At 55.8% G+C, this 26386-nt stretch carries 23 protein-coding genes; 18 read left to right on the forward strand and 5 right to left on the reverse strand.

Features of this window, described 5'->3' with window-relative positions; genetic code table 11:
- Positions 1–146 precede the first annotated feature (146 nt).
- A complete protein-coding gene (locus NQZ67_RS20215) occupies positions 147–737 on the forward strand; it encodes a hypothetical protein (RefSeq protein WP_257449425.1) in 591 nt (196 codons plus the stop codon).
- A 113-nt stretch (positions 738–850) separates the two neighbouring features.
- On the opposite strand, the gene NQZ67_RS20220 is transcribed toward NQZ67_RS20215, so the two are convergent.
- Entirely contained in the window at positions 851–1201 is a 351-nt protein-coding gene (locus NQZ67_RS20220; protein WP_257449427.1) for a hypothetical protein, read from the reverse strand.
- A 211-nt stretch (positions 1202–1412) separates the two neighbouring features.
- Between NQZ67_RS20220 and NQZ67_RS20225 the strand changes: the two genes are divergently transcribed.
- Both NQZ67_RS20225 and NQZ67_RS20230 read left to right on the forward strand, forming a co-directional pair.
- Positions 1413–2876, forward strand: a complete 1464-nt coding sequence (locus NQZ67_RS20225; protein ID WP_257449526.1) for a multicopper oxidase family protein — start codon at positions 1413–1415, stop codon at positions 2874–2876.
- Between the two features lie 31 nt (positions 2877–2907).
- Positions 2908–3135 (forward strand): DUF5957 family protein, encoded by a 228-nt coding sequence (locus NQZ67_RS20230; RefSeq protein ID WP_257449429.1) that lies wholly within the window; start codon positions 2908–2910, stop codon positions 3133–3135.
- 36 nt (positions 3136–3171) lie between these two features.
- On the opposite strand, the gene NQZ67_RS20235 is transcribed toward NQZ67_RS20230, so the two are convergent.
- The gene (locus NQZ67_RS20235; RefSeq protein WP_257449431.1) at positions 3172–4761 is read right to left on the reverse strand and encodes a helix-turn-helix domain-containing protein; all 1590 of its coding nucleotides are present in this window, start codon (positions 4759–4761) and stop codon (positions 3172–3174) included.
- Between the two features lie 195 nt (positions 4762–4956).
- Here NQZ67_RS20235 and NQZ67_RS20240 point away from each other — a divergent pair, with 195 nt between their 5' ends.
- The 4 genes from NQZ67_RS20240 (at position 4957) to NQZ67_RS20255 (ending at position 8919) form a co-directional block, all read left to right on the forward strand.
- Positions 4957–5469, forward strand: coding sequence for a hypothetical protein (locus NQZ67_RS20240; RefSeq protein ID WP_257449432.1), 513 nt, complete (start codon positions 4957–4959; stop codon positions 5467–5469).
- An 18-nt stretch (positions 5470–5487) separates the two neighbouring features.
- Entirely contained in the window at positions 5488–6771 is a 1284-nt protein-coding gene (locus NQZ67_RS20245; RefSeq protein ID WP_257449434.1) for a stalk domain-containing protein, read from the forward strand.
- A 97-nt stretch (positions 6772–6868) separates the two neighbouring features.
- The gene (locus NQZ67_RS20250; RefSeq protein WP_257449436.1) at positions 6869–7882 is read left to right on the forward strand and encodes a FecCD family ABC transporter permease; all 1014 of its coding nucleotides are present in this window, start codon (positions 6869–6871) and stop codon (positions 7880–7882) included.
- Positions 7879–8919: a FecCD family ABC transporter permease gene (locus NQZ67_RS20255; RefSeq protein ID WP_257449438.1), complete on the forward strand. Its 1041-nt coding sequence runs from the start codon at positions 7879–7881 to the stop codon at positions 8917–8919. The genes NQZ67_RS20250 and NQZ67_RS20255 overlap by 4 nt, the downstream gene beginning before the upstream one ends.
- A 29-nt stretch (positions 8920–8948) precedes the next feature.
- On the opposite strand, the gene NQZ67_RS20260 is transcribed toward NQZ67_RS20255, so the two are convergent.
- A complete protein-coding gene (locus NQZ67_RS20260; protein WP_257449440.1) occupies positions 8949–10109 on the reverse strand; it encodes a metallophosphoesterase in 1161 nt (386 codons plus the stop codon).
- Between the two features lie 247 nt (positions 10110–10356).
- Here NQZ67_RS20260 and NQZ67_RS20265 point away from each other — a divergent pair, with 247 nt between their 5' ends.
- The 3 genes from NQZ67_RS20265 (at position 10357) to NQZ67_RS20275 (ending at position 13815) form a co-directional block, all read left to right on the forward strand.
- Complete coding sequence (locus NQZ67_RS20265; protein WP_257449443.1) at positions 10357–12516, forward strand: DNA topoisomerase III; 2160 nt, start codon at positions 10357–10359, stop codon at positions 12514–12516.
- Between the two features lie 97 nt (positions 12517–12613).
- The gene (locus tag NQZ67_RS20270) at positions 12614–13285 is read left to right on the forward strand and encodes a YheC/YheD family protein (RefSeq protein ID WP_257449445.1); all 672 of its coding nucleotides are present in this window, start codon (positions 12614–12616) and stop codon (positions 13283–13285) included.
- 383 nt (positions 13286–13668) lie between these two features.
- The gene (locus NQZ67_RS20275) at positions 13669–13815 is read left to right on the forward strand and encodes a sporulation histidine kinase inhibitor Sda (RefSeq protein ID WP_371825331.1); all 147 of its coding nucleotides are present in this window, start codon (positions 13669–13671) and stop codon (positions 13813–13815) included.
- Between the two features lie 326 nt (positions 13816–14141).
- On the opposite strand, the gene NQZ67_RS20280 is transcribed toward NQZ67_RS20275, so the two are convergent.
- Positions 14142–15143: an NAD(P)/FAD-dependent oxidoreductase gene (locus NQZ67_RS20280; protein ID WP_371825332.1), complete on the reverse strand. Its 1002-nt coding sequence runs from the start codon at positions 15141–15143 to the stop codon at positions 14142–14144.
- Positions 15144–15584: 441 nt separating this feature from the next.
- On the opposite strand from NQZ67_RS20280, the gene NQZ67_RS20285 reads away from it, so the two are divergent.
- From NQZ67_RS20285 to NQZ67_RS20310, 6 genes are all read left to right on the forward strand, one after another.
- Positions 15585–16778, forward strand: a complete 1194-nt coding sequence (locus NQZ67_RS20285) for an NAD(P)/FAD-dependent oxidoreductase (protein WP_257449447.1) — start codon at positions 15585–15587, stop codon at positions 16776–16778.
- Positions 16778–17041, forward strand: coding sequence for a hypothetical protein (locus NQZ67_RS20290; RefSeq protein WP_257449449.1), 264 nt, complete (start codon positions 16778–16780; stop codon positions 17039–17041). The genes NQZ67_RS20285 and NQZ67_RS20290 overlap by 1 nt, the downstream gene beginning before the upstream one ends.
- A gap of 365 nt (positions 17042–17406) precedes the next feature.
- A complete protein-coding gene (locus tag NQZ67_RS20295; RefSeq protein ID WP_257449451.1) occupies positions 17407–19749 on the forward strand; it encodes a helix-turn-helix domain-containing protein in 2343 nt (780 codons plus the stop codon).
- A 155-nt stretch (positions 19750–19904) separates the two neighbouring features.
- Positions 19905–21530 (forward strand): extracellular solute-binding protein, encoded by a 1626-nt coding sequence (locus NQZ67_RS20300; protein WP_306812971.1) that lies wholly within the window; start codon positions 19905–19907, stop codon positions 21528–21530.
- 76 nt (positions 21531–21606) lie between these two features.
- A complete protein-coding gene (locus NQZ67_RS20305) occupies positions 21607–22512 on the forward strand; it encodes an ABC transporter permease (protein WP_257449453.1) in 906 nt (301 codons plus the stop codon).
- A 19-nt stretch (positions 22513–22531) separates the two neighbouring features.
- The gene (locus tag NQZ67_RS20310; RefSeq protein WP_257449455.1) at positions 22532–23407 is read left to right on the forward strand and encodes a carbohydrate ABC transporter permease; all 876 of its coding nucleotides are present in this window, start codon (positions 22532–22534) and stop codon (positions 23405–23407) included.
- A 70-nt stretch (positions 23408–23477) separates the two neighbouring features.
- Here NQZ67_RS20310 and hemQ read toward each other — a convergent pair whose 3' ends face one another.
- Positions 23478–24224, reverse strand: a complete 747-nt coding sequence (gene hemQ, locus NQZ67_RS20315) for a hydrogen peroxide-dependent heme synthase (protein ID WP_257449457.1) — start codon at positions 24222–24224, stop codon at positions 23478–23480.
- A 183-nt stretch (positions 24225–24407) separates the two neighbouring features.
- Here hemQ and NQZ67_RS20320 point away from each other — a divergent pair, with 183 nt between their 5' ends.
- Together NQZ67_RS20320 and NQZ67_RS20325 are read left to right on the forward strand one after the other, a co-directional pair.
- Complete coding sequence (locus NQZ67_RS20320; protein WP_257449459.1) at positions 24408–24719, forward strand: YuiB family protein; 312 nt, start codon at positions 24408–24410, stop codon at positions 24717–24719.
- A gap of 114 nt (positions 24720–24833) precedes the next feature.
- Positions 24834–26372, forward strand: coding sequence for a replication initiation and membrane attachment family protein (locus tag NQZ67_RS20325; RefSeq protein ID WP_257449461.1), 1539 nt, complete (start codon positions 24834–24836; stop codon positions 26370–26372).
- Positions 26373–26386: the final 14 nt, after the last annotated feature.

Raw genomic sequence — 26386 nt, forward strand, 5'->3', positions numbered from 1 at the left:
CATCCCCTTTCCGCGCGATCTTCCTAATTCGTATGGTAGTGAACCCTGGATCTTCAGTCAACTTTCAGCGGGCATTAAAGGTAGATTAAGGGACAAAGCCCATACTGAAGCCGTACCACACAAACGGCGAAAGGCGGAGATTGAGGATGAAACATAGGAACCTGAAAACGGCAGCGGCATGGGCGCTTGCTCTAACTTTGACGCTAGGAGGCGGCGCGTTCTGGACAAGCCAGCAGGCGAACGCCGCGGAGCTCGAAACGACGGACACGGCTCAGACGCCGGCGGCGGCGGACAAACAGGCAGCGTCGACAGAGACGAAGGGAATAGGAAAACATAGCGGCGCGGAAGGCAGAGGCTTCGGAAAAGGCGTTCGCTCGGAAGCCGCGGCGGCCGCTCTCGGCATGACCGAAGATGAGCTGAAGACAGCACTGAAGGAGGGCAAAACGATCGCGGCAATCGCGGCCGAAAAAGGCGTGGCGCTGCAAACCGTCTTCGATGCCCAGCTGGCGGTGGTCAAGGAGAAGCTGACGGAGGAGCTGACAGCGGGGACGATCACGCAGGAGCAATTCGACGAGAAGCTGGCTAAGGCGCAAGAGCGTCTGACCCAAGCGGCGAACGGCGAGCTGCCCGCCCGCGGAGCGGGTCACGGAAAAGGCGGTCACAAAGGCAAAGGCGGACCTATGAGCAAGCACCAAACGGATGACGCCGCGGCGGAGAGCAGCGGCGCAAGCGCATAACGACTTAGAGACTGTGCCCGAGAGGCGCAGTCTTCTTTTTTTTCTAACCGGAAATTCCGCGGGTTACTCATCATCCGCTGATGCGTTTCCTTCACTGGGTTGCTTCGGGAATCTCATCCCTTCCATTTGGTTACCCAAAAACCGGCCAGCACCATCCCTAGTCCGACGTACGTCTGCCACCGGGGAGCTTCCTTTAGAAGGATCGCTCCGAGTATGACGCAAACCACTATTTCAATCCCCTTCGAAACCGTCAAAGCGAACGTCAAATTGCCGAATGATTGGAACAGCCACTTGATCCCGTATCCGATCATGAGGTTAGCTGCGAAGAAGACCGGTAGCAGCTTCAATTGGTAACGGAAGACCGACCAGAAGGCGGGATCGATATGCTTCCCCTGGTATGCGAAGATTCCGTTCACGGCAAACAATCCGATTAACAGCAGCGCGAAAGCAAAAAAAATCAGCATCTTGTCCTCCTGCGTTGGAATGCGGCACGAAACCGGCCGCCCGATTAATGTTGCCTTCGCCCAATCTTTTTAACCGTCATCAACTCCTGCCTTCCACAGCAAAAGCAAATTTCACGCCAAACGCACATCATCGTCACAAGTTCACAACATCTTGCTGGTAGTATGAATCTCGTAAACGGCAAATCGCAAGGGATGGAGAGTGAACAACTTGATGAGGGTAATGAAATCGACGAGGTTCAAAATGATCGCGCTGGCGCTTGTCATCGCCATGCTGCCCCTTCTGACGGCAGCCTGCGGCTACTATAAGCTGAAATTTCCCGAGGAAATCAATATGGCCGATATGAGCGCCCACAGCGGGCATGCTCATGGCGCTGCCGCAGAACCCGGCGGCACTGGAGCAGCGACGGCAGCCGCTTCCTGCGCGGAAATGGTCGAGCCCGCCTCGAACGCGCCTGTTCGCGCATTCGAATTAACGGCGCAGAAGACGAAGGTAGATATCGGCGGCGGTAAGACGTCGGATGCGTGGACCTTCGACGGAACGACGCCCGGGCCGGAGCTTCGCGTGAAGCAGGGCGAACGGATCGTCGTGACGCTGACGAACAAGGACATCGACAAAGGCGTTACGATCCATTGGCATGGCGTCGTGCTGCCGTGCTCGCAAGACGGCGTCGCGGGTGTCACGCAGGATGCCGTATGGCCGGGCGAAGCCTTCACGTATGAATTCGTCGCGAAGCACGCAGGCACGTACTGGTATCATTCGCATCAGCAGAGCTCGGAGCAGGCGACGCATGGCCTGATCGGCCGGCTAATCGTCGAGCCGCGGGAGAACGCGTTCCGCTACGACAAGGATTACGCGGTCACGCTCCAGCATCTGAACGGGAAGCATTGGCTGACGAACGGCCGTCGCGGCGGAGCGGATCTTACGGCGGCCCCGGGAGAGAGCGTCCGGCTGCGGCTCATTAACAGCACAAGCGAGGTGCAGTGGATGGGCGTGGCGGGAGCGGAATTCCGGGTCATATCGATGGACGGCCAGGATTTGAACGAGCCGGATGTCATAAGCGGACAATGGATCCCCGTGGGCGGAGGGCAGCGTTACGATGTTCTGTTCACGATGCCGGAGAGCGGTCAGGTCGAGGTCTATAGCAGAGAGAAGCCGGCTTTAACCGCCAGGGTCGGCGAAGGCGCAGAGCCTGCGCGGCTGGATAAGGACGCGCCCGCATTCGACTTTACGGCGTACGGCAAGCCGGTCGACGACGGCATTACGGCGGACATGAAGTTCGACCGGACGTACGAGCTCGTTCTCGGTCCGATCGACATCAATGGCAAGAGATTCCATGAGATTCCGCCGATCATCGTCAAGGAAGGCGAATGGATCAAAGTGAAATTCAAGCATAAGCTCGGGGCGGAGCACCCCATGCATCTGCACGGCCATCTGTTTAAGGTGCTCACCAAAAACGGGAAGCCGTTAACCGGCAGTCCGATTTATGCCGACAGCATTCTTCTGTTCATGGGCGACGAATACGAGGTCGCGTTCCAAGCGGATAATCCGGGGCTATGGATGGAGCATTGCCATAATCTCGGCCACGCGGCGAACGGAATGTCCATGATGGTCAATTACGAGGGCGTTACGACGCCTTACCGGGTCGGCACGAAGTCCGGCAACTTGCCGGATTAATAGCATTCAACATTCAGGAGGTAGGTCTACTATGATTAGAAAAACGATTTGGTCCATCGCCGCTTTGATCGGCGGGTTCGTGCTCGGCATCATCGTATCGGAGCTGCTGGCGATCGCCGGCTTGGCGATGATCGGTCCGACTAGCTGGCTGCGGGGTCTCCGCTATGTTCCGTTCATCTTCGCGGCGCTTGGCGCGGCGTCGATCTGGATCTGGCTGCCCGCGCGGAAGCCTTCGCGTGAAACGAACAAGCGGGCATGACAGGGAGAACCGCAGCCCCGAATCCTATACTTGGCGCTACAGCTTTCCGAAAAATCGAAGCATCGCTTTGATCATATGCTCTCTGCCGATGGGACCCCAAGGGTCCCATTCTCTGCTGTCCGGGTAATAAACCCTGCTCTCCTTCACCGCCCTTAATTGCTGCCATCTCGGATCCGACGCGAACTCTTGTATCGCGGCTTCATGGCTCCAAATGACGAGAATGCGCTCGGGATCGAGCTCGACCAGCCTGTCGAAGGCATTGTCCAAATACGTGCCATGCGTAATGCGGTCGTCCGGCTTGAACCGGAGCCGATTATAGAACAGCTCCGTGAACGTATGCTCCTTGACCCCGTATATCCGGCAATTGCCGGGCAGCAGGCGGATAATGGTCCATTTGCCGTGCTTCACGTACGGCTCCAGCTTGCGGCGGGCGTCCTGCTCGAGCTGGGACATGGAACGGATAACCCGTTCCGCTTCGGCGCTTCTGCCGACCTTGGAGGCAACCGTGCGGAAATACTGCTCCCAGCTGGCGGAATGGTCGATGAAGATGGCGCCGCCCTCCTCGCCCCAATGCTTGTCGGCGAGGTCATGCAGCAGCTTCGTTCGAAGAATGAGATCCGGCGACAGTCTCACGACGTCGCTTGATCGGATCGGCCTCTCCGCGTTGAGAGGCACCGTGCCGCTCAGCCGATCTTGCAAATAGCTGGGGAAGCCCGACGGCGTGGCGAAATAATTCGGATAGCTTGGCGCGGCAATCGGCAGAATGCCAAGCGCCAGCAAGTGGTCCTGCAGGAAGTAGCTGCTGACGACCGCGATTCGCCGATCGCGCCGCTTCAGATAGACGGACGGCGAGATCCCTTCCGTCTTCTTGAACACGCGGCTGAAGTACAGCTCGTCCTGGTAGCCGACGCTTACCGCGATATCGCGGAGCGAGGCGTTGTTGTCGGCCATGAGCTCCTTGGCTCTCAGCATGCGCAGCCTTGTCAGATATCCGCCGGGCGTCAGGCCCGTCAGCCTCTTGAAGGCTCTGCTGTAGGAGCTCGGGGTCATGCCGGCAAGCTCAGGCAGCTCGCTGATCTGGAGAGGCTTCGCCAGGCGCTGCTCCATATATTCGATAGTCGCCTGGATGGAGTCGTTCCCGATACGGTCGGGCGCTTGCTGATGAGCATGCAGATGCAGGAGGAGCTCCAGCAGCGCGTGCTGTCTTCGCAAGAGGCCGATTCCGCTTTCTTCGGCCATCGCTTGACGGAGCTGGGAGAGCAGAGACTCGGTAAGTGCGGGGGCGGCGCGGTGAACCGTTCCATTTCCTAGAATAGCAGCAAGGTTATGAGGCCCCGCCCCTTTCTCCTGGGTGGTCTGGACGCTGTACGAGATTAAGGTCGCCTTCAAGCTGCCGCCCGGATCGGCCATCAGCTCGAAGCTCTCCTCCCCCGCGTGAACGAAGAAGAACGCGCCTTCCTTGAGCGCGCTGGATCTTCCGTCCCTCATGAACAGCTTCCCGCTGCCGCCCTGAACGATGCCGATGAGACCGCTTCCGCTTTCCATCGGTTCCGAGCGGAAGCCTTCTTTATAATGATGAAGACTTAAAGCTATGGGATAGCAGGTAATGTAATCGCTTGTCGACATGAGCCTTTTCCTTCGCATTATGATATTGATAATTATTATCAATTAAGATATTAACAATTTCGGAGCTTATAGGCAATAAAGATTTTGCGTCAAAAACCGCGGGGAGGGAGCACAAACCACCCATGTTGAAAATTTTGTCCATAAAAAAATGACAATAACGTGTATTGGAAACCAAAATACCGATGGTTACAATAGTTGATGAAAATGATTATCATTCACAAAGGTAAGGGGTTGTGGAAAACGGTTCGGTACATATCGCTCCTATTGTTCATCGTATTGCTATTGACCGGCTGCGGAGCTGCCGAGTCCGGCGGGCAGGAAGAGGCTAGCAAGCATGTCGCGGGGGAAGCCGCGTCGGTCGAATCGGCCGGTGATCCACTTGGCCATATAGAGGCGGCTCCGATCGACGATCCGGCCGCGGCGGCGGAGGAGATGACCAGCTTGATCAAGACGTTCAAAGCGGCGGTGGAGTCGGACAACCGGGATGACGCCATCGCGCAGGCGGAACGTATGGCATCGATCTGGAAATCGCTTAGCCAAGGTATGCCGGAAGAGCAGTCGGATCGCTTGAACCAGATGAATGCCGATCTCGGCGGGCTGCTCGAAGCGGTTCATGCCGAGAGCTGGGACAAAGCTCGGCTGGTCGACCTCGATTATTCGCTTTACCAAGGGTTCCGGGACGTGAAGACGGTTTTGCAAATTTCATAAGGGAAAGGTGAAACAAACATGTTCTCCAGAAAAAAATGGCTCGTATTCTTACTCTGTATCGCCCTCGTGGCGGCTCTTGCGCCTGCGACCGCGGCAACCGCGGCAGCGAAAACGATCAATGTCACGATCGACGGCAAAAAACAAAGCTATTCGGTAGCGCCGCGCGTCGTCAACGGCCGCACGCTGGTGCCGTATCGCGCGATTGCGGAAGCGCTCGGCGGCACGGTCGCCTATGACGCGAAAGCGAAAAAAGCGACAATCAAAAAAAGCGGCTCGACTGTCGAGCTGACGCAAGGCAGCCGCACGGCGAAAATCAACGGCAGCGCGGTCACGCTTGACGCGGCTCCGCTTAACGTGAACGGCACGCTGCTCGTTCCTCTTCGTTTCGTGGGCGAATCGCTGGGCGTGTGGGTGACTTGGAACGGTTCTTCTTCCACGGCCGCGCTGGAAACAAAACGGTCGTTCAAGCACAAGCTCGGCACAGCGACGCTGAACAAAGTGCCGAAGCGCGTCGTCGTGCTGTTCAACGGCGGAGTAGACATCTCGGTTCTGCTCAAAGTGAAGCCGGTCGGCGCCGTTGAGTCTTACATTCAACAGCCATTCTACGAATACATCCGTCCGAACCTGATCGGAACGAAAACGCTGGGCGACGAGACGCAGCCGAACGTGGAAGCGATCGCCTCGCTTAAGCCGGACGTTATTATCGGAACAATCGAGCGCCACGAAAAAATTTATCCGCAGCTGAACAAGATCGCTCCGACGGTCATTATGAACGATTTGTCCGCATGGCAAGAAAACCTGCAAACAATGTCCAAGGTGTTCAACAAAGAAGAGATCGCATCGACGTTCATGGCGGATTGGAAAGCTCAGGTCGCGGATTTCAAGCGCAAGCTGCCTTCCAGCGTTAAAGGCGCGGCGATCTCCATCATCCGCATCAACCCGAACGGAACGGCGCGCGCGTACAACGCGGGCTTCGCGTACAAAATTTTCAAAGAATTGGGCTTCACGACGCCGAAAGCGCAGCTCGCGACAGGCGAAGAGTTTATTACCGTAAGCTCGCAGGAGCAGGTGTCCCTGCTTGACGGCGATTATATCTTCGATTTCACGACGGACTGGGACGGCGACGGTGCCGTGCTGCAGCACCAGAAGGCATGGACGTCCAGCGCGCTGTGGAAAAACCTGAAGGGCGTTAAAAACAACCATTACTACAAAGTCAATTCCGTGACGTGGAACCTGTCGGGCGGAGCGCTCGCGGCGAAGCTGATGCTGGATGACCTGTACTTCTACTTCGACTTGGAATAAGGCTAGGACGAAATAAGATGCGCATAGCGGAAGAATGAGTCGATTAGGCTCATTCTTTTGCTGCGTATACGAAGCGGGAGAGGAAGCGGGCACGGGTATGGAGATCAATACGAAAATAAACGTTTACCGGAGCGCGGGACTCCTAGCCAGCGGCGTCTTGCTGCTGGCCAGTATCGTGTCCAGCATATGCTTCGGCTTTATCGCGATCAGCTGGAAGGACATGCTTGCTTCTTTCACGAGCTATGACGAGACGGTGATGGACCAGGTTATCGTCCGCACGGCCAGGCTGCCGCGGGCGATGATCGCGGCGGCCGTGGGAGCTTCGCTTGCTTTAGCGGGCGCCGTGCTGCAGAGCGTGACGAGGAATCCGCTCGCTTCGCCCAGCGTGCTGGGCATCAATGCCGGAGCTTCGGTCGCGGTCGTGGCGGCGATTACCGTCCTCGGCATTCGCGAATCGGAGGCTCTCATGTGGTTCGCGTTCGGCGGCGCCGCAATGGCGGCCGCTATGGTGTACGCGTTGGGTTCGCTTGGCGGTGAAGGCTTATCCCCGCTCAAAATCATTTTGGCGGGCGCCGCGTTAACCGCGCTGTTCTCTTCGGTGACGCAGGGGATGCTTGCGCATAACGAGAACGGCCTGCAGGAAGTGCTGTTCTGGCTGACGGGGTCCGTAGCAGGCAGAACGACCGAAATGCTGCTGCCGTCATTGCCTTATATGGCCGTCGGCATTGTATTGGCGCTTGTCTTATCCCGGCATTGGAACGTCATCGCGATGGGCGAGGAATCGGCTAAGGGACTAGGCCAGCATCTATCCTTCGTGAAAGCGGCGGCCGGCGTCATCGTCATTCTGCTTGCGGGCAGCGCGGTTGCCGTGGCCGGACCGATCGGTCTTGTCGGCATTATCGTTCCCCATATCGCGCGGCGCTTCTCGGGCATGGACTATCGATGGCTTCTACCGTTCAGCGCTCTGATCGGGGCGACCTTGCTGGTGCTTGCCGATCTGGCGGCCCGATTCATCAACTATCCGATTGAGATTCCCGTAGGCGTGATGACGGCGGCTCTCGGCGCGCCATTCTTCATCTATATTGCCCGGAAGGAGCGTGCCAAGGAATGAACGCGTCCAAATTGACGGCTCCGGCCACGGGGCGGCCGGCCAGAGCGCATCGCCCTACGGTTAAGGCGGTTTCCCTACTCTCTGCCGTATTACTCGTAATGGCTGCCGCTTATTTGATGATGGGGGAGACGATGTATGATCCGGTTACGGCATGGCTTGCTTTATGGGGGAGCGGGACGGAGGACGGCACGATGATCGTGCAGTCCCTTCGCGCGCCCCGCTTGGTCGTTGCTTTGTTAGTCGGCGCTTCTCTGGCGTTATCGGGCGCCATCCTGCAGGCAATCATCCGAAATCCGCTTGCGGCGCCGGACGTCGTCGGCATAACGGGGGGAGCTTCTTTCGGAGCGGTTATTTTCATTACCGCATTCGCCGGAACGGTCGGCATCCGGCTGCTTCCTGTTGCCGCGATTATCGGAGCGGTTTGCGCGGCCGCGCTTGTTTATGTACTTGCGTGGAAGCGCGGAGTCAGCTCGCTTCGCCTCGTGCTGGTCGGCATCGGCTTGTCTTCGCTGCTGTCGGCGGGCGTTTCGTTCATGCTGGCGTTCAGCCCGGTTTATTCGGCAACCTCCGCCTATATTTGGCTGACGGGCACGATCTACGGTTCGTCATGGGAGCATGTGTGGACGCTAATGCCGTGGACCGCCGTCCTCGGCATCGCGGTTTACTTCCATACGCGCACGATACAAGCGCAGCTGCTTGGTGACGAGCTGGCCGCCGGTATCGGCTCCGCCGTACAGCGGCATCGGCTGCTTCTTGTGCTGCTCTGCGTGGGCCTCGCCGGCTCCGCCGTATCGATCGGCGGCGCGATCGGCTTCGTCGGTTTGATCGCGCCGCATGTGGCAAGACGGCTTGTCGGGCCCGTCATGAACCGGGTGCTCCCCGTCAGCGCGCTGTTCGGCGCGATTGTGGTGGCGGCGGCGGATTTGATCGGCAGAACGGTGTTCCTGCCGCTCGATATTCCCGTCGGCGTCTTCACCTCGGCGATCGGAGCGCCGTTCTTCATCTATTTACTGTACCGCTCTCGGAATAGAGGTTAACGCAGAGAAGGAGCCGCGATACGGATCGATTACGATCCGTCAGCGGCTCCTTCGAATTTGACGTCGATTCGCAGCACTTCCGAGCGGCTGCCGATCCGGATCGGCGGTCCCCAGAAGCCGAAGCCCGACGAGACGATAGCATGCAGGCCCCCTTTTTTCTTGTAGCCCCAGTCCAGCTCGAACGTTCTTCTTGTGATCAGGTGATTGGGGAACATCTGTCCCCGGTGCGTATGGCCGGACAAGCTGAGATCGATTCCGCTTGCCTCGGCCGCTGGCAAGTCAGAGGGCTGATGATCCATCATGATAAGAGGAAGCGACGTATCGAGCGGCTGCAGCAGCTCTTTGATGCTTTGGCGACCGCCTTGGCCCCCGGCGTTCGCCGCCCGGTCCTTGCGGCCTATGACGATGAAGCTGTCATCGATGACAGCCGCTTCGTCCATGAGCAGCCTGATGCCGATCGCGTCCAGCGCCGCGCCGAATTCGGGAACCTTGCCGCCGTAATATTCGTGATTGCCGGTAACGGCATATACCCCGAGCGGCGCTTTCAGCCGTCCGAGCGATTCGGCCATGTTTTTGCGCAGGAAAGGATCGAGAGCGTCATCGAGCAAATCGCCGGGCAGCAGGATGATGTCGGGCTTGATTTCGTTTATTTTGCCGACCAGCCTGTTCAAATGACCGTTGCCGATGACCGTGCCGAGATGCAGATCCGACGCCATGGCGATCGTCAGGTTCGTTCGTTTGCCCGCGCGCTTCGGGATGCCGACGCTGTAGCTGCGGATGACGGGCGACCATGCGTTGCGAGAGCCGAGGAGGAGAATGCCGGCAAAGAGCAAGGCCGCGATGCCGCCGACCGATACAATGGCCGCATCTTGGGAAACTCCAAATCCTATCAATAGCAAGCCTGCAAGATCCGCGAACGGAAGAATTAGAATGCCGTACTGCAGAATGGCCAGCCAATACGATCCGAGCAGCTTAAGCGGCTCGGCCAGCGGGTAGAGCGGGGTCGATTGGCCGATTCGGCCCAGTACGTAACCAAGCGCCATTACGGCGACGATGACGGAATAAACGAGGGGGCTGTCGATCCCCGTCGTACGCGAGAGGAACAGCCAGCCGTTCCAGCCGATATAAGCCGCCAAAGCGCCGTATAAGGCGAGAAATCCAACAAATACGGGAATAAATCTCAGCTTCATTGCAGATTCGAGCTCCTTCTGATCCATAGATAAGAATGAATCTACTATAGCATATCACCTTCCCCGCGGGCGAACCCCGCTAGATTCGAGGCAAGCTGCCTTCTATGGCAACCTGCACGAGATGAATATACGACGGGGCGCGGCGCGATATGTAAGGTTTACGAACAATCAATAAGCGCTCGTTGCGGCCTCTCGCCGCTTGTGGTATCTTGTCTCCATACAAGAACGAAAGTGGGAGAGGAACGCGATGAAAGCATTGGTGCTGGCGGAGAAGCCAAGCGTAGCCAAAGAAATCGCCCGAGTGCTGGGCTGCACGAACAAGCAAAAAAGCTATATAGAAGGACCGAACTATGTCGTTACCTGGGCGCTCGGCCACTTGGTCACCTTGTCGGAGCCGGAGGATTACGACGCCAAATATCGGACCTGGAACCTGGAGGATCTGCCGCTGCTGCCGGACAAGATGAGCTTGAAGGTGATGAAGGAAACCTCGCACCAGTTCAAGGCGGTCGCGCAATTATGCAAACGGAACGATATCGGGGAGCTGATCATCGCGACGGACGCGGGACGCGAAGGGGAGCTGGTCGCTAGATGGATTATGGAGCTGGTTCATTGGCGCAAGCCGTTCAAGCGGCTATGGATTTCGTCGCAGACGGACGGCGCGATCAAGGAAGGATTCAAGCGGCTTAGACCCGGCAAAGAATACGACGCGCTGTACGCTTCGGCCGTCTGCCGCGCGGAAGCCGATTGGCTGATCGGCCTCAACATGACGAGGGCGCTCACGAGCAAATACAACGCGCAGCTCGCAGCCGGACGCGTACAAACGCCGACGCTTGCCATGCTTATGGAGCGAGAGCGCGAAATCGCGGAGTTCCAATCTAAGCCTTATTGGACGGTAACGGCGAATTTCGGCGCCTTCCAAGGATTATGGCGGCAGAAGGACGACCATGACGGCCGGATATGGGATCGCGCGGAGGCGGAAGCGATAGCCGATAGAGCGGCGAAGGCGGGCACGTCCAAGGTCGTTGGCTTACGCACGTCCGAACGGTCGGAGCCGCACCCTCATGCTTATGACCTGACGGAGCTGCAGAGGGACGCGAACCGGAAGCTCGGCTTCTCGGCGAAGCAAACCTCGAACGTGCTGCAGAAGCTGTACGAGGCTCATAAGCTCGTCACGTATCCGCGGACGGATTCCCGTTACTTGTCCAGCGACATGGTGCCGACTTTGAAGGGCAGGCTCGAGAGCGTGGCGGTAGGTCCGTACGCTCCGCTGGCGCGCAAGCTGCTTCGCGCGCCGCTGCAAGTGACGAAGCGGATCGTCGACGACAGCAAAGTAACGGACCATCATGCCATTATCCCGACGGAGCAGTTCGTCAATCTCGGCGCCTTGAGCAACGATGAGAGAAGACTGTACGATCTCATCGTCCGCAGGTTTATCGCCTTGTTCTACGGTCCGTACCGATACGACGAGACGAGCGTCGTGCTCGAGGCCGGCGGGGAACGCTTCTACGCAAAAGGCAAAACCGAAAAAGACGCGGGCTGGAAGGAAGTATACCAAGGCGGCAATTCCGCTTACGATGACGATGAGGAAGAAGAGGACGGAGCCAGCCGGTCGACGGAGCAGAAGCAGCCTTCGCAGCTGCTGCCTGCGTTGTCGTCCGGGCAGGCGGTTTGCTTGAAGAGCGCCGCGCCGAAGGAGCTTCGGACGCTGCCTCCCACGCGATACACGGAGGCGTCGCTGCTGACGCGCATGGAGAAGCATGGACTCGGGACGCCGGCGACCCGGGCGGATATTATAGAGAAGCTGCTGTCGACGGATACGATCGAGCGGGTGCGCAGCTCGCTTGTTCCGACGGGCAAGGGCAAGCAGCTGCTGGACCTCGTCGTGGACGATCTCCGGAGCCCCGAGCTGACCGCGCGCTGGGAAAGCGACTTGGAACGCATCGCCAAGGGCCAGGCCGATCCTGCCGCATTCATGAAGGGCATTAGGGAGCAAGCGAAGAAGTGGATCGCGCAGGTCAAGCAGGAGACGAAGGACTATAAGCCCCATAACGAGACCAACTCCAGCTGTCCCGAATGCGGGAAACGACTGCTCGAGGTGAAAGGGAAGCGCGGGAAATCGCTCATGTGTCCCGACCGGGAGTGCGGGTATCGCCGCAACACGGACCCGATTCTGCTGAACAAACGCTGCCCGCAATGCCATAAGAAGATGGAGATGCATGACGGCAAAGCCGGCAAATACGCGCAGTGCCGCCCGTGCAACGTCATCGAAATGCTCGGCGACAAAGACGGAGGCCGCATGAACCGCAGGGAGCAGCAGAAGCTCATTCAACAGTTCAGCGACAGCGCGCCCCTTACGAACAGCCTGGCTGATAAGCTGAAGGCGGCGCTCGAGAAGAAGCCGGATTAATTATCTTTCATCTATCCACCCGTCAATCATCCAAGAGCCAAGGCTCCCCGCGCCATATGCTATAGGGAGAAGGCGACTGGAAAGGAGTTGGATAGCAGTGGCTGATCATGCAGGAAGGCAGCTGGCCAGCAAATGGGCCAAGACGGAAGCGCTCCTCTCTCATCCCGCGCTGGCAGATCATGTTCCGGAGACAAACCGCTACTCCCCGGCGCAGCTGCGCCGAATGCTCGATGTGCATAGCTTTGTCGTGATCAAACCGGTTGTCGGTTCGGGCGGCAGCGGCGTGATCAAAGTAACGAAATCGGAAGGCGGCTTCGCCTATACCCACCGCGAGACTACGAAGCGATTCACTAGCTTCGGCGGCTTGGTGAACTCGCTCCGAGGCCGGACGGCGAGACGGAGATATTTGATCCAGAAAGGAATACGCTTGGCGGAAGTGAACGGGCGACCGATCGATTACCGGGTGAAATACGTGAAGTCGTTCCGGGGATGGGAATATCGGGCGCTTGTCGGCAGGATTGCCAGACGCGGATTATTCGTGACCAACCTCAGCCAGGGAGGAGATATGGTGCTGGCGGGAGAAGGAATAAGAGCGTCTCTCGGTCCGTCCTCCGTGAAAGAAAAGAAACGGAAAATGAGAGAGTTGACAGTGATTGCAACAAGAGTGCTAGAGCAGAGATACCCCGGCATTTCGCAGCTCGGGTTCGATTACGGTATCGACCAACAAGGGAAAATCTGGATTTTCGAAGTGAATACGCGTCCGCATTGATGTGGCGGCGCAATGAAGAAGCCTCAATCAGGCAGCTGATCGCACCCTAGCTGGGTCGTCGTTCAGATTGGCCGGAGGCTTCTTTTTCTGTGATATATTTCGTTAATAGTTTTATAGATTGTCATTAAAGTTTTTTATGGAAACAAACATATTGGCAGGATGTGGATAAACCTATCCACATTATCCCTCCGATATTTTCCGTATATTTCCGTTTTATGCACATCCCGTTCACAAGGTATCCACAGCAGGTTGTGCACAGAGGGGGTTATTGTATCGGTTCTAAACCGCGTGCTACACTAAAAACTGTAAATCAGGGCATAGAAAATTGTCGGAAGTTTGCGAGAGAAGCCGTGATTTATCAAAAAAGTTTAAGAGGAGGGATTATGATGGACCAATTGACGGACGAACTGCTCGTGGATACGTATTACGCGGCTGTCGAATACAAGCTGGAGCCGGATTTTATCCGAATGCTGGCGGACGAGATGAAGCGCAGAGGCGTGGAACTAGCTTCGCAGAAGCATACAGCATAATTCCTCTAACCGCCTTCCCATTGTGCGAGACAGACTTCACTTGATTGATCACAGGCTGCGCAGTAGAAGACGTGACAGCATACAGCCTCTAATTGTATAGATGATGCGGTAATAGAAGGCGTCTGGCTGGTAAGCGGCTCGTACGGTTCGTACGGTCCCGTCCAATCGGACGAGCGGCCGTAATCCGACAGATCGCCCCCGCAGGCAGAGCAAGATTGATGATAAGAGGCAAGTCCGTTGCATAACGGGCAAAGCATAAGGGTATCCCTCCCGGCCGTGGTTATCAGACGCGGTTAGGTTACCCTTCGGAATGGCTTCCCATTCCATTACAGCTTCATATTGCTGCTATGCCCAGGCGACAGCTTGGCGCTTGGATCGATATAAACCTTGGCGTTGTTAACGGCCGTAGGCGCTTCGCCGAAGCCGACCGCGATCAGCTTCAGCTTGCCGGGGTACGTCGTAATATCGCCGGCGGCGAATATGCCGGGAATATTCGTCTCCATCCGCGTATCGACCGCAATCGATCCCCCTTGAATGTGAATTCCCCAGTCGGCTATAGGCCCCAATGAGGATACGAATCCGAAATTAACGATGACGGCATCTACTTCCAGAGCCGTCTCTTCTTTTGTTTTCACATCGGTCAACGTGACCTTCGCGATGTCCTGGTCACCGTGCAAAGCGGTTATCTCCGTAGGCGTGATCACTTTCACGCTAGACTTCATTAAATTCTCGACGCTGTGCTCATGGGCGCGGAATTTGTCTCTCCTATGAATCAACGTAACGCTCTTCGCGATCGGCTCCAGCATAAGAGACCAATCCACGGCGGAATCGCCGCCGCCGCTGACGAGCACTCGCCGGTCTTTGAAGCGCTGCAGGTCTCCTACGAAATAATGAAGATTCCGGCCTTCGAAGCGCGCCGCTTCCGGAAGCTCCAGACGACGGGGCTCGAACGCTCCGACCCCCGCGGTTATAATGACGGCTTTGGCGTAATGGGTTCGTTTATCCGTGACGACTTCGAACAGTCTTTCGTCTCGTTTGACGACGCCAACGACTTTCTCCTCCAAACATATTTCCGGTTTAAACAAGTTAATCTGTTCTTTGAGCCGGTCTACCAGCTCCTGAGCCGTTACTTTGGGGAAGCCGGCTACATCATAAATGTACTTCTCCGGATAAAGCGCCGCGAGCTGACCTCCCAGAGCAGGCATGCTTTCGATAATTTTGACGGTTGCCTGGCGCATGCCTCCATAGAAGGCGGCGAACATACCGGCCGGGCCGCCGCCGATGATGGCGATATCGACGGTTTCAATCGATGGTTGAATGTTTGTCACGAAGTGCACCTCCCGCTTAAATGCCTTTACGGTTTCCATTATAAACTTTAGGCAATTCGGATGGAAATATTTTAATTGTGCAGGACTCTAAAGTTTTTCGTATAAATTACCCTTGAACTTTTTATGAAAAGTCTGTAATATGTCTGATGTATATAATAGAAAATTGCATTTCGAAGATTATGGCGAAAGCTGTCAATTTGTCTCGAAACGCGGTCACGCTGCATATCGTGATAATAATACTTATTCAAGCGCAAACTCTTAGTAAAACATTAATTTATGACTCGGTTTGTGTAATTTTTCACAAGGCTGTCGCGAGATTGCCCGCACAGCGTTAGAGCAGCAGCTGTACGATTATGTTTGTTATGCGAACCCGCCAGGCGGCGGGGCTTTTCATATCGCCAAATCAAAAACAGAAAAATCAGGAATGGATGGGATCCTACGATGAGCAACATACCGAAAATTGTTATCCTCGGCGCCGGCTACGGCGGCGTTCTGACGGCGCTCCGCCTTCAGAAAGAACTGAATTATAACGAAGCGGACGTAACGCTGGTGAACAAGCATGACTATCACTACATTACGACGCATCTTCATATGCCTGCGGCAGGCACGGACAATCCGGAAAATGCCCGCGTCAGCATCTCCAAGCTGATCGACGAATTCAAAATCGATTTCGTTAAATCGACGGTCGTTCAAATCCGTCCGCAAGACAAGAAAGTTATTCTCGAAGACGGCACCTTGTCTTACGATTACCTGGTAATCGGCCTTGGCGGCGAGCCGGAAACATTCGGCATTCCTGGTCTGGCCGAGCACGCGATGAACATTCGCAGCATCAACTCCGTTCGCCTGATCCGCGAGCATATCGAATATCAATTCGCACGCTTCAAACGCGAGCCGCACCGTACCGACTACCTGACATTCATCGTAGGCGGCGCGGGCTTCACGGGCATTGAGTTCGTGGGCGAGCTGTCCGACCGCATTCCTGAGCTGTGCAAGCAATTCGACGTGGATCCTTCCCTCGTGAAGATCTACAACATCGAAGCGGCTCCAACGGCGCTTCCGGGCTTCGATCCGGAGCTCGTTCAGTACGGCATGGACGTGCTGACGAAGAAAGGCGTAACGTTCCGCATCGGTACCGCGATCAAGGAATGCACGCCTGAAGGCGTAGTCGTCGGCGAAGGCGAAGAAATCAAATCCGCTACGGTCATCTGGACCGGCGGTATCCGCGGCAACCGCTTGATCGAAGAAGCGGGCTTCGAAACGATGCGCGGACGCGTGAAGGTTGACGAGTTCCTGCGCTGCCCTGGCAGCGAGAACATCTACATCGTCGGCGACAACTCGCTGATGTTCAATCCGGAAGGCCGTCCATACCCGCCGACTGCGCAAATCGCGATGCAGCAAGGCGTCGTATGCGCGCACAACCTGGTTGCTTCGATCCGCAACCAGCCGCTGAAGACGTTCGTGTTCTCGAACAAAGGCACCGTGGCGTCCCTCGGCAAAGGCGAAGCGATCGGCATCGCGTTCGGCAAGAAATACAAAGGCCGCGTAGCCGCTTGGCTGAAGAAGCTGATCGACCTTCGTTACCTGTTCATTATCGGCGGCATTCCGCTCGTATTGCGCAAAGGTAAATTCCTGTAATGAGACACTGCAGCGTACAAGTCCGCGGCTTGTTGACGAGAGACGAGCTTGATCGTTACAACGCCCTGATTGAAGTAGGCTCCTACCTGGAATCGCAGATGCGCCATGATCTGGCTTATCCGGTGCAGAAGGAGATCGACCTTCTCATTCAGCCTGCCATCGAGAGGCTGAAGGACAAGGGAAGGGCAAGAGACAGGGCGACCCAAGAATATTTGGAAGCGAAAGCGCAGGCTGCTGCAGAGTTAGACGAGGATGAAGAATAACAATAGTAGGAATAAGCTTCCGCTGAACGACGATCGTCGTTCGGTGGAAGCTTTTTTTGTGTCCATGCGCGGTGATCCAAAGATAGGAATGTCCGCCCAATAAACGGATAGTCCCTGCCCAACGAAAGGGCTAACGATCTGAAATAGCGGCGGTATACAGCCTGTTCCTCGTGCTCTATGATGAACGATATTCAACCATTATGAACACCCGAATGTATTGAAGGAGCAGGCCTTGATGGTTATCAAGGTCTGTATTATCGTTCCTCCTAAAGAAATCACAAGCGCATCTGGAAAAAACGAAAAGGGAATGGGTGGCAGGAAAAGGAATTGTAAAGACAGACTTTCATAACGAGGGGGGAACGTTGATGTCGAACCGTCAGGTCGCCTCGAAGGGCCGCAAGATGTTCCGGCGATCCGTATTTATTCAGCTTCTCATGTCTTTCATGTGCATTTTGCTCATTCCCGTTCTCATCGGCTTGCTGCTTTACAACGAGATGGAGCAAGCGATGATCGATAACGCGAATGAATCCAATCAAGCGCTGCTGGAGCAGGCGCGGCTGTCCATCGACAGCCGAATGAACGAGGTGGAGCAGCTGGCCGTCCAAGTCGGGCTGAATCCGACGCTGCAGCTTCTTCTTTACGGGGAGGAGAATAAGGAAAACTTCGACGAGTACAAGTACGTGGAGTTAATCAACGGCTTCAAGCGTTACCGGAACGTCAGCCCCATTATCGACGATTATTACGTCTATATCCGGGATACCGGACATATTCTGACGACCAGCGTCAAGACGGATAGCCGCATGTTCTTTAATTACATGACGAAGTACGCTAACCGTACGGAGAAGGATATGGCGGACCAGCTTTCCCGTTACCACCTCCGCACCTATATGGCGGCCGAACCGGTCAAGTATAGCTTGAAGCAAAAAAATATGATCACGTACGTCAAATCATTGCCGCTTGGAGAGTCGCGCGATACTAAAGGGGCGCTGGTCGTCATGATCGACGAGACCAGCATTCTGGGCTTGCTGCGCAAAGAAGCGAACCGGCACGCCGATTATTACATTCTGAACGAGCAGGGGGAGGTCTTGACCGCGACCGCGCCTCGAAATGGTCTCATGCATAGCCTGTTGCCAAAGTTCGGCGGGACGCAAGGGGACTTCGAAGCCGTCGTCGACGGCGAAAGCATGATGATCTCCTATACGCGATCCGAGCCGAATAACTGGACGTACGTATCCATGCTGCCCAAGGGGGTGGTGTTATCGAAGGTGAACGAGACGAAGTCGCTCGCTCTTATGCTGATGCTGGTCTGCATCGTGGCCGGCGTGACCGTCTCGTATTATTTGGCCTACAAGAACCATCGCCCGATCCGCGAGCTGATCCATACCATTCTGAACGGCAAAAACATGAGGGAGGTCGACATCCGGAACGAGTTCGCGTTTATCCGGAGCGAGCTGATGACCTCGATGGACGGGGAACGCAATATGCGGGGGCTGCTGACGAAGCAGGCGCCCGTTATCCAAGCGGATTTTATAGCAAGAATGATTAAAGGCTACGTCGATACGAAAGCGCTGTCAGAGCGGGATTTCGATTTTATGGACGTGCACTTTCGCCATGCGGGCTTCGGGGTTATCGTCTTGCAGATCGACGATTGCCATCAATTTATTCAGGAGGACACGGAGCGGGAATGGACGCTTATAAGGTTCATTCTGATCAATCTGAGCAGCGAGCTTCTGGGGGACGGCGGGTATGCGATCGAGATGGAGAGGGATCGCGTTTGCATCCTGCTTAACCACAATGGAACGGGACAGTGCCGTCCGGAGCTGGAGGGGCTTCTGGAGCGTCTGAGGGCTGAGGTCGGGCAGAAGTTCAGGACCGGCATGACGATCGCGGTCAGCGGCCTCGGCCACGGGATCGAAACGATAGCGGAGGCCTACGGAGAAGCGGTCATGGCTCTGGATTACCGTTTCATCCAAGACCACGGCTCGATTATTTATTACGACGATATCAAGGATGCCGAACATCATTATTTCTATTATCCGATGGAGACGGAGGCCCAATTGATCAATTACGCCAAATGCGGCGATTACGCAAGCTTGTCCAAGGTGCTCGACTCCATCTTCAAAGTGAACTTCGAGACCCGCGCCATATCGCCGGAGATGGGCCGCTGCCTGCGCTACGAGCTGCAGGGTACCGTGCTCAAGCTGTTCAGCGCGATGCAGATGGACGAAAAGCCGTATTTGGAGGGCGATCGTTTCTTGATGAAGCTGGAGACGCCGGAGAAGATGAAAATCAAGCTGCTCCAGCTGTACGCCGCCGTCTGCGACAAAGTCGAATCCGAGAAAACGGATCACAGCGACAGGCTGTTCGGGCGAATCGAACATTATATCCGAGGGCATTACGACAGGAACGATATTAGCTTAACCTCGATCGCGGACCATTGCGGTCTCAATCCGTCGTATCTGTCGACCTTCTTCAAGAAGCAGTGCGGGCAGAACGTAACGGAATATATCACGGCGCTTCGGGTACAGAGAGCTAAGGAATATCTTGCCGAAGGCGGGCTGACGGTCACGCAGATCGCGCTTAGGGTAGGTTTCGCCAACGATATAGGCTTGATCCGCGTGTTCAAGAAGGCCGAGGGCGTAACGCCGGGGAAATACAAGGAGCTGATCTCGGACGGGAACGCAAGGCGGCAGGTCAGTCAATCCTAAAATTCGTCCGTTCATCTGAAAAATGGATAGCCCCCGATCTAAGGAAACGGCAGTTGATCTAAAATAGCGGCCGTAGGCGCAAAGAGATCGTCCCGTTACGATGGAATCAGCCGGATGGGCTGACGATGAACGAGGACGAGAGGAGAGGGGAACGAATGATGAAAACAAGCAAAATCAACAGGCTAAGACCGATGCTCACGGTGCTGACGCTGCTGGCCGTATTGCTGACGGGCTGTTCGGGGAACAATCCGGGAGGATCGGACAACAACGAGCCGGAGCAGCCGGAGGCAAGCGCCTCCGTGGAGACGGGAGAGGTTGACTTCCCGGAGTCGTTGTCCTATTGGGTCGGACTTAACGCCAACGCCGCCGCCACGATGACGAATCTGGGGGAAAGCAAGATGTATCAAGAGCTGGAGCGCATTACGGGGACGAAGGTGGAGTGGCTGCATCCTTCCGGCGACGGCGCCCAAATCGAGGAGCAGTTCAATTTGATGCTGGCGTCCAAAAAGCTTCCCGACGTGATCGAACGCAACTGGTTCTCCGTATCCCGGGGGCCGGACGACGCGATTAACAGCGGGACGATCCTCCGCTTGAACGAGCTGATCGACAAGCATGCGCCGAACCTGAAGCGTTACCTGGACGAGAATCCGGAAGTGAAGAAGATGGTCATGACGGATGAAGGCAACATCTATTCCTTCCCGTTCATTCGCGGCCATGAGAAGCTGAACGTGTTCTTCGGTCCGATCATCCGGAAGGATTGGCTGGACAAAGCGGGTCTCGAGGTGCCGACGACCATCGAGGAATGGGAAGCCGCATTGATCAAGTTCAAGGAGATGAACAATGGCGAGCCGCCGTTCATGCAGACGATCTCCGATCTGAAGATCGGCCATGCCTTCATCGGAGCGTACGGGATCCCGCTCGAGTTCTACGTGGAGGACGGACAAGTCAAATACGGCTCGATGCAGCCGCAATACAAGGATTACTTGACTTTGATGAACCGTTGGTACGAGATGGGGCTGCTGGATCCTGAATTTGCGGCTATGGATACGCAGTTAAGAGATTCGAAGACGACAACGGGGAAAATTCTCGCCTTCGTCGGCTACACGGGCAGCGGCATCGGCAAATATATGGGCCTCATGGAGAACGATCCCGAGTTCGAGCTGGTGTCCGCGCCGTATCCGACTCTGAATGAAGGGGACATACCGCTCTGGGGGCAGAAGGACTTCCCGTATACGGGCATCGGAGCGGCCATAACGACTTCGGCCAAAAATCCGGAGCAAATCGTCAAATGGCTGGATTACGCCTACAGTCCGGAGGGTCATAACCTGTTCAACTTCGGCATCGAAGGAGAGAGCTACGAATTGGTTGACGGCAAGCCTGCTTATACCGACGTCATCCTGAACAATCCGGATGATTTGCCGGTCACGCAAGCGATGGCTCAATACCAGCGGGCGGTCTATAACGGACCGTTCATCCAGGATCCGGGCTATATCGAGCAGTATTTGGTGCTGCCGTCCCAGCAGGAAGCGCTTGTCAATTGGGAGAAGGCGGACAATTCGATGAGGCTGCCGATGGTGACGCCGACGGCGGAGGAGAGCAGGAAGATCGCTTCGATCATGACCGACTTGAACGTCTATCACGAAGAGATGATGCTGCGGTTCATTATGGGCTCGAAGCCGCTTTCGGAATTCGAAGAATACGTGGAGACGCTGAAGGCGATGGGCATCGAGGAAGTCATTAAGATCAGGCAGGCCGCGCTGGAGCGGTTCGACCAGCGTTAGGGCGTAGGCGCCGCGCCGGCCGCCCGCAAGGCCGGCGCGCGAAAGCCGAAGACCACGAAGAAGGGATGCGAGCGACATGCAGCGGATCGTCAAGGATTTTCGCCGGAACAAGCTGATCTATTTGATGCTGAGCCCCGCCGTCCTGTATTTTCTTATTTTCCACTACGGGCCGATGTACGGCATGCAAATCGCGTTTAAGGATTATTCGATTCATCTTGGATTTACGGGAAGTCCTTGGGCGGGACTCGAGCATTTCAAGGAATTTTTTAATAACTTTTATTTTTTTCGGATTATGCGGAACACGATTTTACTTAGTGTATACAGCCTGCTGTTCGCTTTCCCCGCGGGCATTATATTGGCATTGCTGCTTAACGAGATCCGGAGCACGTGGTTCAAACGATCGGTGCAGACGATTACGTACATGCCGCACTTTATTTCGCTGGTCGTCGTCGTCGGGATCATGTTCGATTTTTTGGCTCGCGACGGCTTGATTAATCAGCTGCTTTCGGCGCTGTTCGGCTTCGAGCCGGTTTCGTTCATGCGCGAGGCGGATTGGTTCCGGTTCCTCTATATCGGCTCCGGCATCTGGCAGAACATCGGCTGGAGCTCCATTATTTTTCTCGCGGCGATCGCGACGATCGACCCTTCGCTGTACGAAGCGGCCAAGATCGACGGCGCAAGCCGCTGGCGTCAAACCTGGAACGTCACGCTTCCGGGCATGGCGCCGACCATCATCATTCTGCTTATTCTCAATATCGGGCAGCTGCTGACTGTCGGCAACGAGAAGATCCTGCTCATGTACAATCCGATTACGTATGAAACCGCGGATGTGATCGGCACCTATACGTACCGAAAAGGGATTCTGGAGACGGACTACAGCTATGCCGCCGCCGTGGGTATGTTCAATGCGGTCATCAGCTTCTCGTTATTGATCATCGCTAACAGCATCTCCCGCAAGGTGAGCGAGACCAAGCTATGGTAAGGAGAGGGAGAGGTGCCATATGAAACTAACGGCCGGAGAACGCGCGTTCCAAACCGTTAATATCGTCGTTCTGGTTCTGCTTTCGCTTGCGGCGCTTTATCCGCTCGTATTCGTCCTGTTCGCGTCGTTCAGCGATCCGGGTCTTCTCGTTCAGAACAGGGGACTGCTGCTTCTTCCGAAAGGCTTTACGACCGAGGCATACAAGATGGTGTTCATGAATCCGTCGATCGGAACGGCCTACTTGAATACGTTGTTCTACGTGTTCGCCGGCACGGCCGTCAATATCGCGCTGTCCTCCATGGCGGCGTACGGGCTTTCCCGGCGCGATGTTTTCTGGAAAAACGCGATTATGTTCATGATCGTCTTCACGATGTTCTTCGACGGGGGCATCATTCCGTCTTACTTGCTGGTCGGCAATCTGGGGCTGCTGGATTCGCGCTGGGCGCTCATCATCCCGGGAGCGATCAGCGCGTTTAATCTCATTATCATGAGAACGGCATTCCAAGCTGTTCCCGTGGAGCTCGAGGAATCGGCGCGGCTCGACGGAGCGGGCGATTTCCGGATTTGCTGGTCGGTCGTCTTCCCGCTGTCCTTGCCGGTAATCGCCGTCATGCTGCTGTTCTACGGCGTGTCGCACTGGAACTCGTGGTTCTCCGCGATGATCTATCTGCAGGACCGCGCCTTGTTCCCTCTGCAGTTGATCCTCCGCGAGATATTGATTTCGAACGATACGGGCAGCATGCTGACGAGCGTCAGCTCGGGCGATCAGATGCCGATCGGCCAGACGATTAAATACGCGACGATTATTATCGCCACGATTCCGATCCTGTGCGTCTATCCGTTCCTGCAGAAATATTTCGTGAAAGGCGTCATGATCGGAGCGATTAAAGGTTGAGGCGCGGCGCGGCGGCAAAAAAAGGCCGTACATGAGATGCTGTTACCATCTCATGTACGGCCCTTGGGTTCTAGATCGAAAGAAGCTTATCGAATTTCTCGGCGTCCAGGAAATTGCCGACGTAGAAGTCGCCGAAGTCTCCGTAACGGGCGCTTACTTCATCGAAGCGCATCTCGTAAACAAGCTTCTTGAATTGCAGCGCGTCGTCCGCGAACAGCGTAACGCCCCACTCCCAGTTGTCGAAGCCGACGGAGCCCGTAATAATTTGCTTGACCTTGCCTGCGTATTTGCGTCCGATCATGCCATGGCTGCGCATCATCGCTTTGCGCTCGTCCATGCTCAGCATGTACCAGTTGTCGCCTCCGGCGCGGCGTTTGTTCATCGGGTAGAAGCAGATATGCTTCCACTTCGGCAGGATCGGCTTCAGTCTCGCGACAACCTCCGGGTTCTCCATCGGATCGCTGCCCGGCTGGCCCATGTAGTTGCTGAGCTCGACTATGCTGACGTAGGAATGGACAGGATATGTAAAGCTTGCGAACGTCGTTTTGTTAAACGCGGTTTCGATCTCGTTCAGCTCCTCGAGCGTCTCGCGAAGATGCATGAATACGAAATCGGCTTTCTGGCCCACGATGGAATAAACGGCCGTGCTGCCTTGTTTGCTCTCTTCCACATCGTTCCACTGTTTCAGGAAGGCATGCAGCTCGTCCAGCGCGCGCTGGCGTTCGCTTTCGTCGGCCAGTCGCCATGCCGTCCAGTCGACGCTGCGGAAATCGTGGAGGGCGTACCAGCCTTCCAGCGTTTGTGCGGCTTCACTCATTTCTAAAAATCCCCTTTCGGCTTGTACCTTAAGCTTCTATTATTGTAGCTAATGCCAAGACGATGAGCAAATGGCGGACTTGTGACAAATCCCCCTTCTCGATTGACTTCATTTGCCGCTTTCATTAAACTAAAAATGGTTAAAACGTTAGCGGATGAGCGAAAGCTCGAGAGGAGTATGGAAATGCCGGATTTACTCGTATATATTATCCAAACTTGCGTGGCGACGGTGCTGTTTTTCGTCATGATGTTCGGAATCGGATTCATATTGAACATGCTGCTGAAGACCACCTGGTTCCCGATCGTGCTGTTCTTCATCGTGCTGATCGGACTTGCTATCTGGTCGCCTTGGGATGAAGCCTCCAATCCGACGATCGACAATATCGGCGACTACACCATTATCTACTATATCCCGATCACAGGCGCTTTGATCGGCGCTTACGTCAGCGGCTGGGCCATTCGCGCACTGCGTAAGGGCGGCTACAAAATGTTCTGATCGGACCTACAAAAATCCCTCTAGCGGGGGATTTTTCTATTTGTCCGGATCGCCATTCTTGCCTCGAATTGTGCTAGAATGATAGGAAAGACAGCTAAGGATGGAGTCGGTGCGATGCGCATCAATCATATATTGCAGTTTACGGAACATCACCGTTATTACATATTCCGTGATTTTTCTCTCGGCAGCTTGGACTATAAGATGCTTTCGCTTATCTATCAACCGATGATAGGCGCGTTTGCTATCTCCTTATACCAGCAGCTCTATCACGGCATAGCGGAGGACAAAGCCGGCTATTCGCCGCTTGAGCCTCACCGGAAGCTATTCCTGGGGCTCGGCCTCGAAATGAACGAGAAGAGCCGCCGGTTCGTCATCGAGCAGACGTCGAAGCTGGAGGCGGTCGGCCTTCTCGCGACCTCGAGGCTCGGCGGACCGGAGCATCCGGACGTCATCTATGAATACGAGCTGGCGCAGCCGCTGTCGCCGACCGAATTTTTCCGGAACATGCATCTAGCTATGCTGCTTCGGGACAAGGTAGGCAAATACGCGGTCATCGCGCTCCGAGAATCATTCGGAGCGAGCGAGCCCGACGAGCTTGCGAACGCCAACCTGGAGAAAGAGAATATATCGGTGCCGTTCTATGAATTATTCAAGCTGAACATGCAGTCCTTCGATTCCGAGCTCGAGCAGGCTTTGATCGAGGTTGCGCCTTCCAGGCAGACCTCGGCGAAGACGGAGCTTGCTTCGGCCGGCATCCCTTACGGGGAGCTCATTCTCCGGTTCCCGCGCGGCTCCGCCAATCGCTCGCACGTCGAGCGGCTCCGGAACGACGCCGAAGGAATGGCGCAGATCAATTACGTCGCTTACAAATATCATTTGTCCGTCGCAAGCGTCTGCCGGCTGCTCGATGAAGACGGAGTCTTCGCGCCAAGCGGCGAGGTGAACATGGACGAGCTCCAGCTGAGAGCCAATCAACTGTACAGGCAGGACAAGAAGCGGGAGGGCGAGCGCCAGCGGACGTTATCCCATACGGCCGTGCGAATGGTGGAAGAAGCGTCTCAGGAAGAAGATCCGGGCGAAGAATTCGAAGTTCGGGAGCAGGATTATCTCCCCGTGCCGAATCAATTGTCCGGGCGCTGCGATATCCAGCAGTATAATATGCTGATGCGGAACGAGCCTCATACGCGCTTCTTGAAACGGTTTTTCCCGGGCGCCGTGCCGGATTGGGTCGATAATGTGTTCGAACGCATCGATCTGAACTACCGTCTGGAAGGACCGGTTATTAATGTGCTGATTCATTACGTGCTGGGCGGGACCGATTCGGCCCGCGTGACCCGGAACTTTATCGATACGGTAGCCTCGAACATGCTGATGAAGGGTATCAATTCGTTCGAGAAGGCGGTCCAATACGTTAGGGAGCAAGCCATGCTCGAGCAGACGAAGGATCGTCGCAAGGACAGCGGTCAGCCTGGAGCGGGCGCGAGCGGTTATGGCGCTTCCCGCGGCGGCGGCAGAGCGGGGAGCGGCGGACGCGGCGTCTCGCGCAAGCCGGCGATCCCGATTGTGTCGGAAGGCCAGCCGGCGGGCGCGGTATCCGCGGATGAGCTCGAGGAGCTGCGCAAGCTCGCTCGGAAGCTTGACGGCAAATCTTAACAGCAGGGGGGAAG

Source organism: Paenibacillus soyae (genome assembly GCF_024623455.1).
GTDB classification, from domain to species: Bacteria; Bacillota; Bacilli; order Paenibacillales; family Paenibacillaceae; genus Pristimantibacillus; species Pristimantibacillus soyae.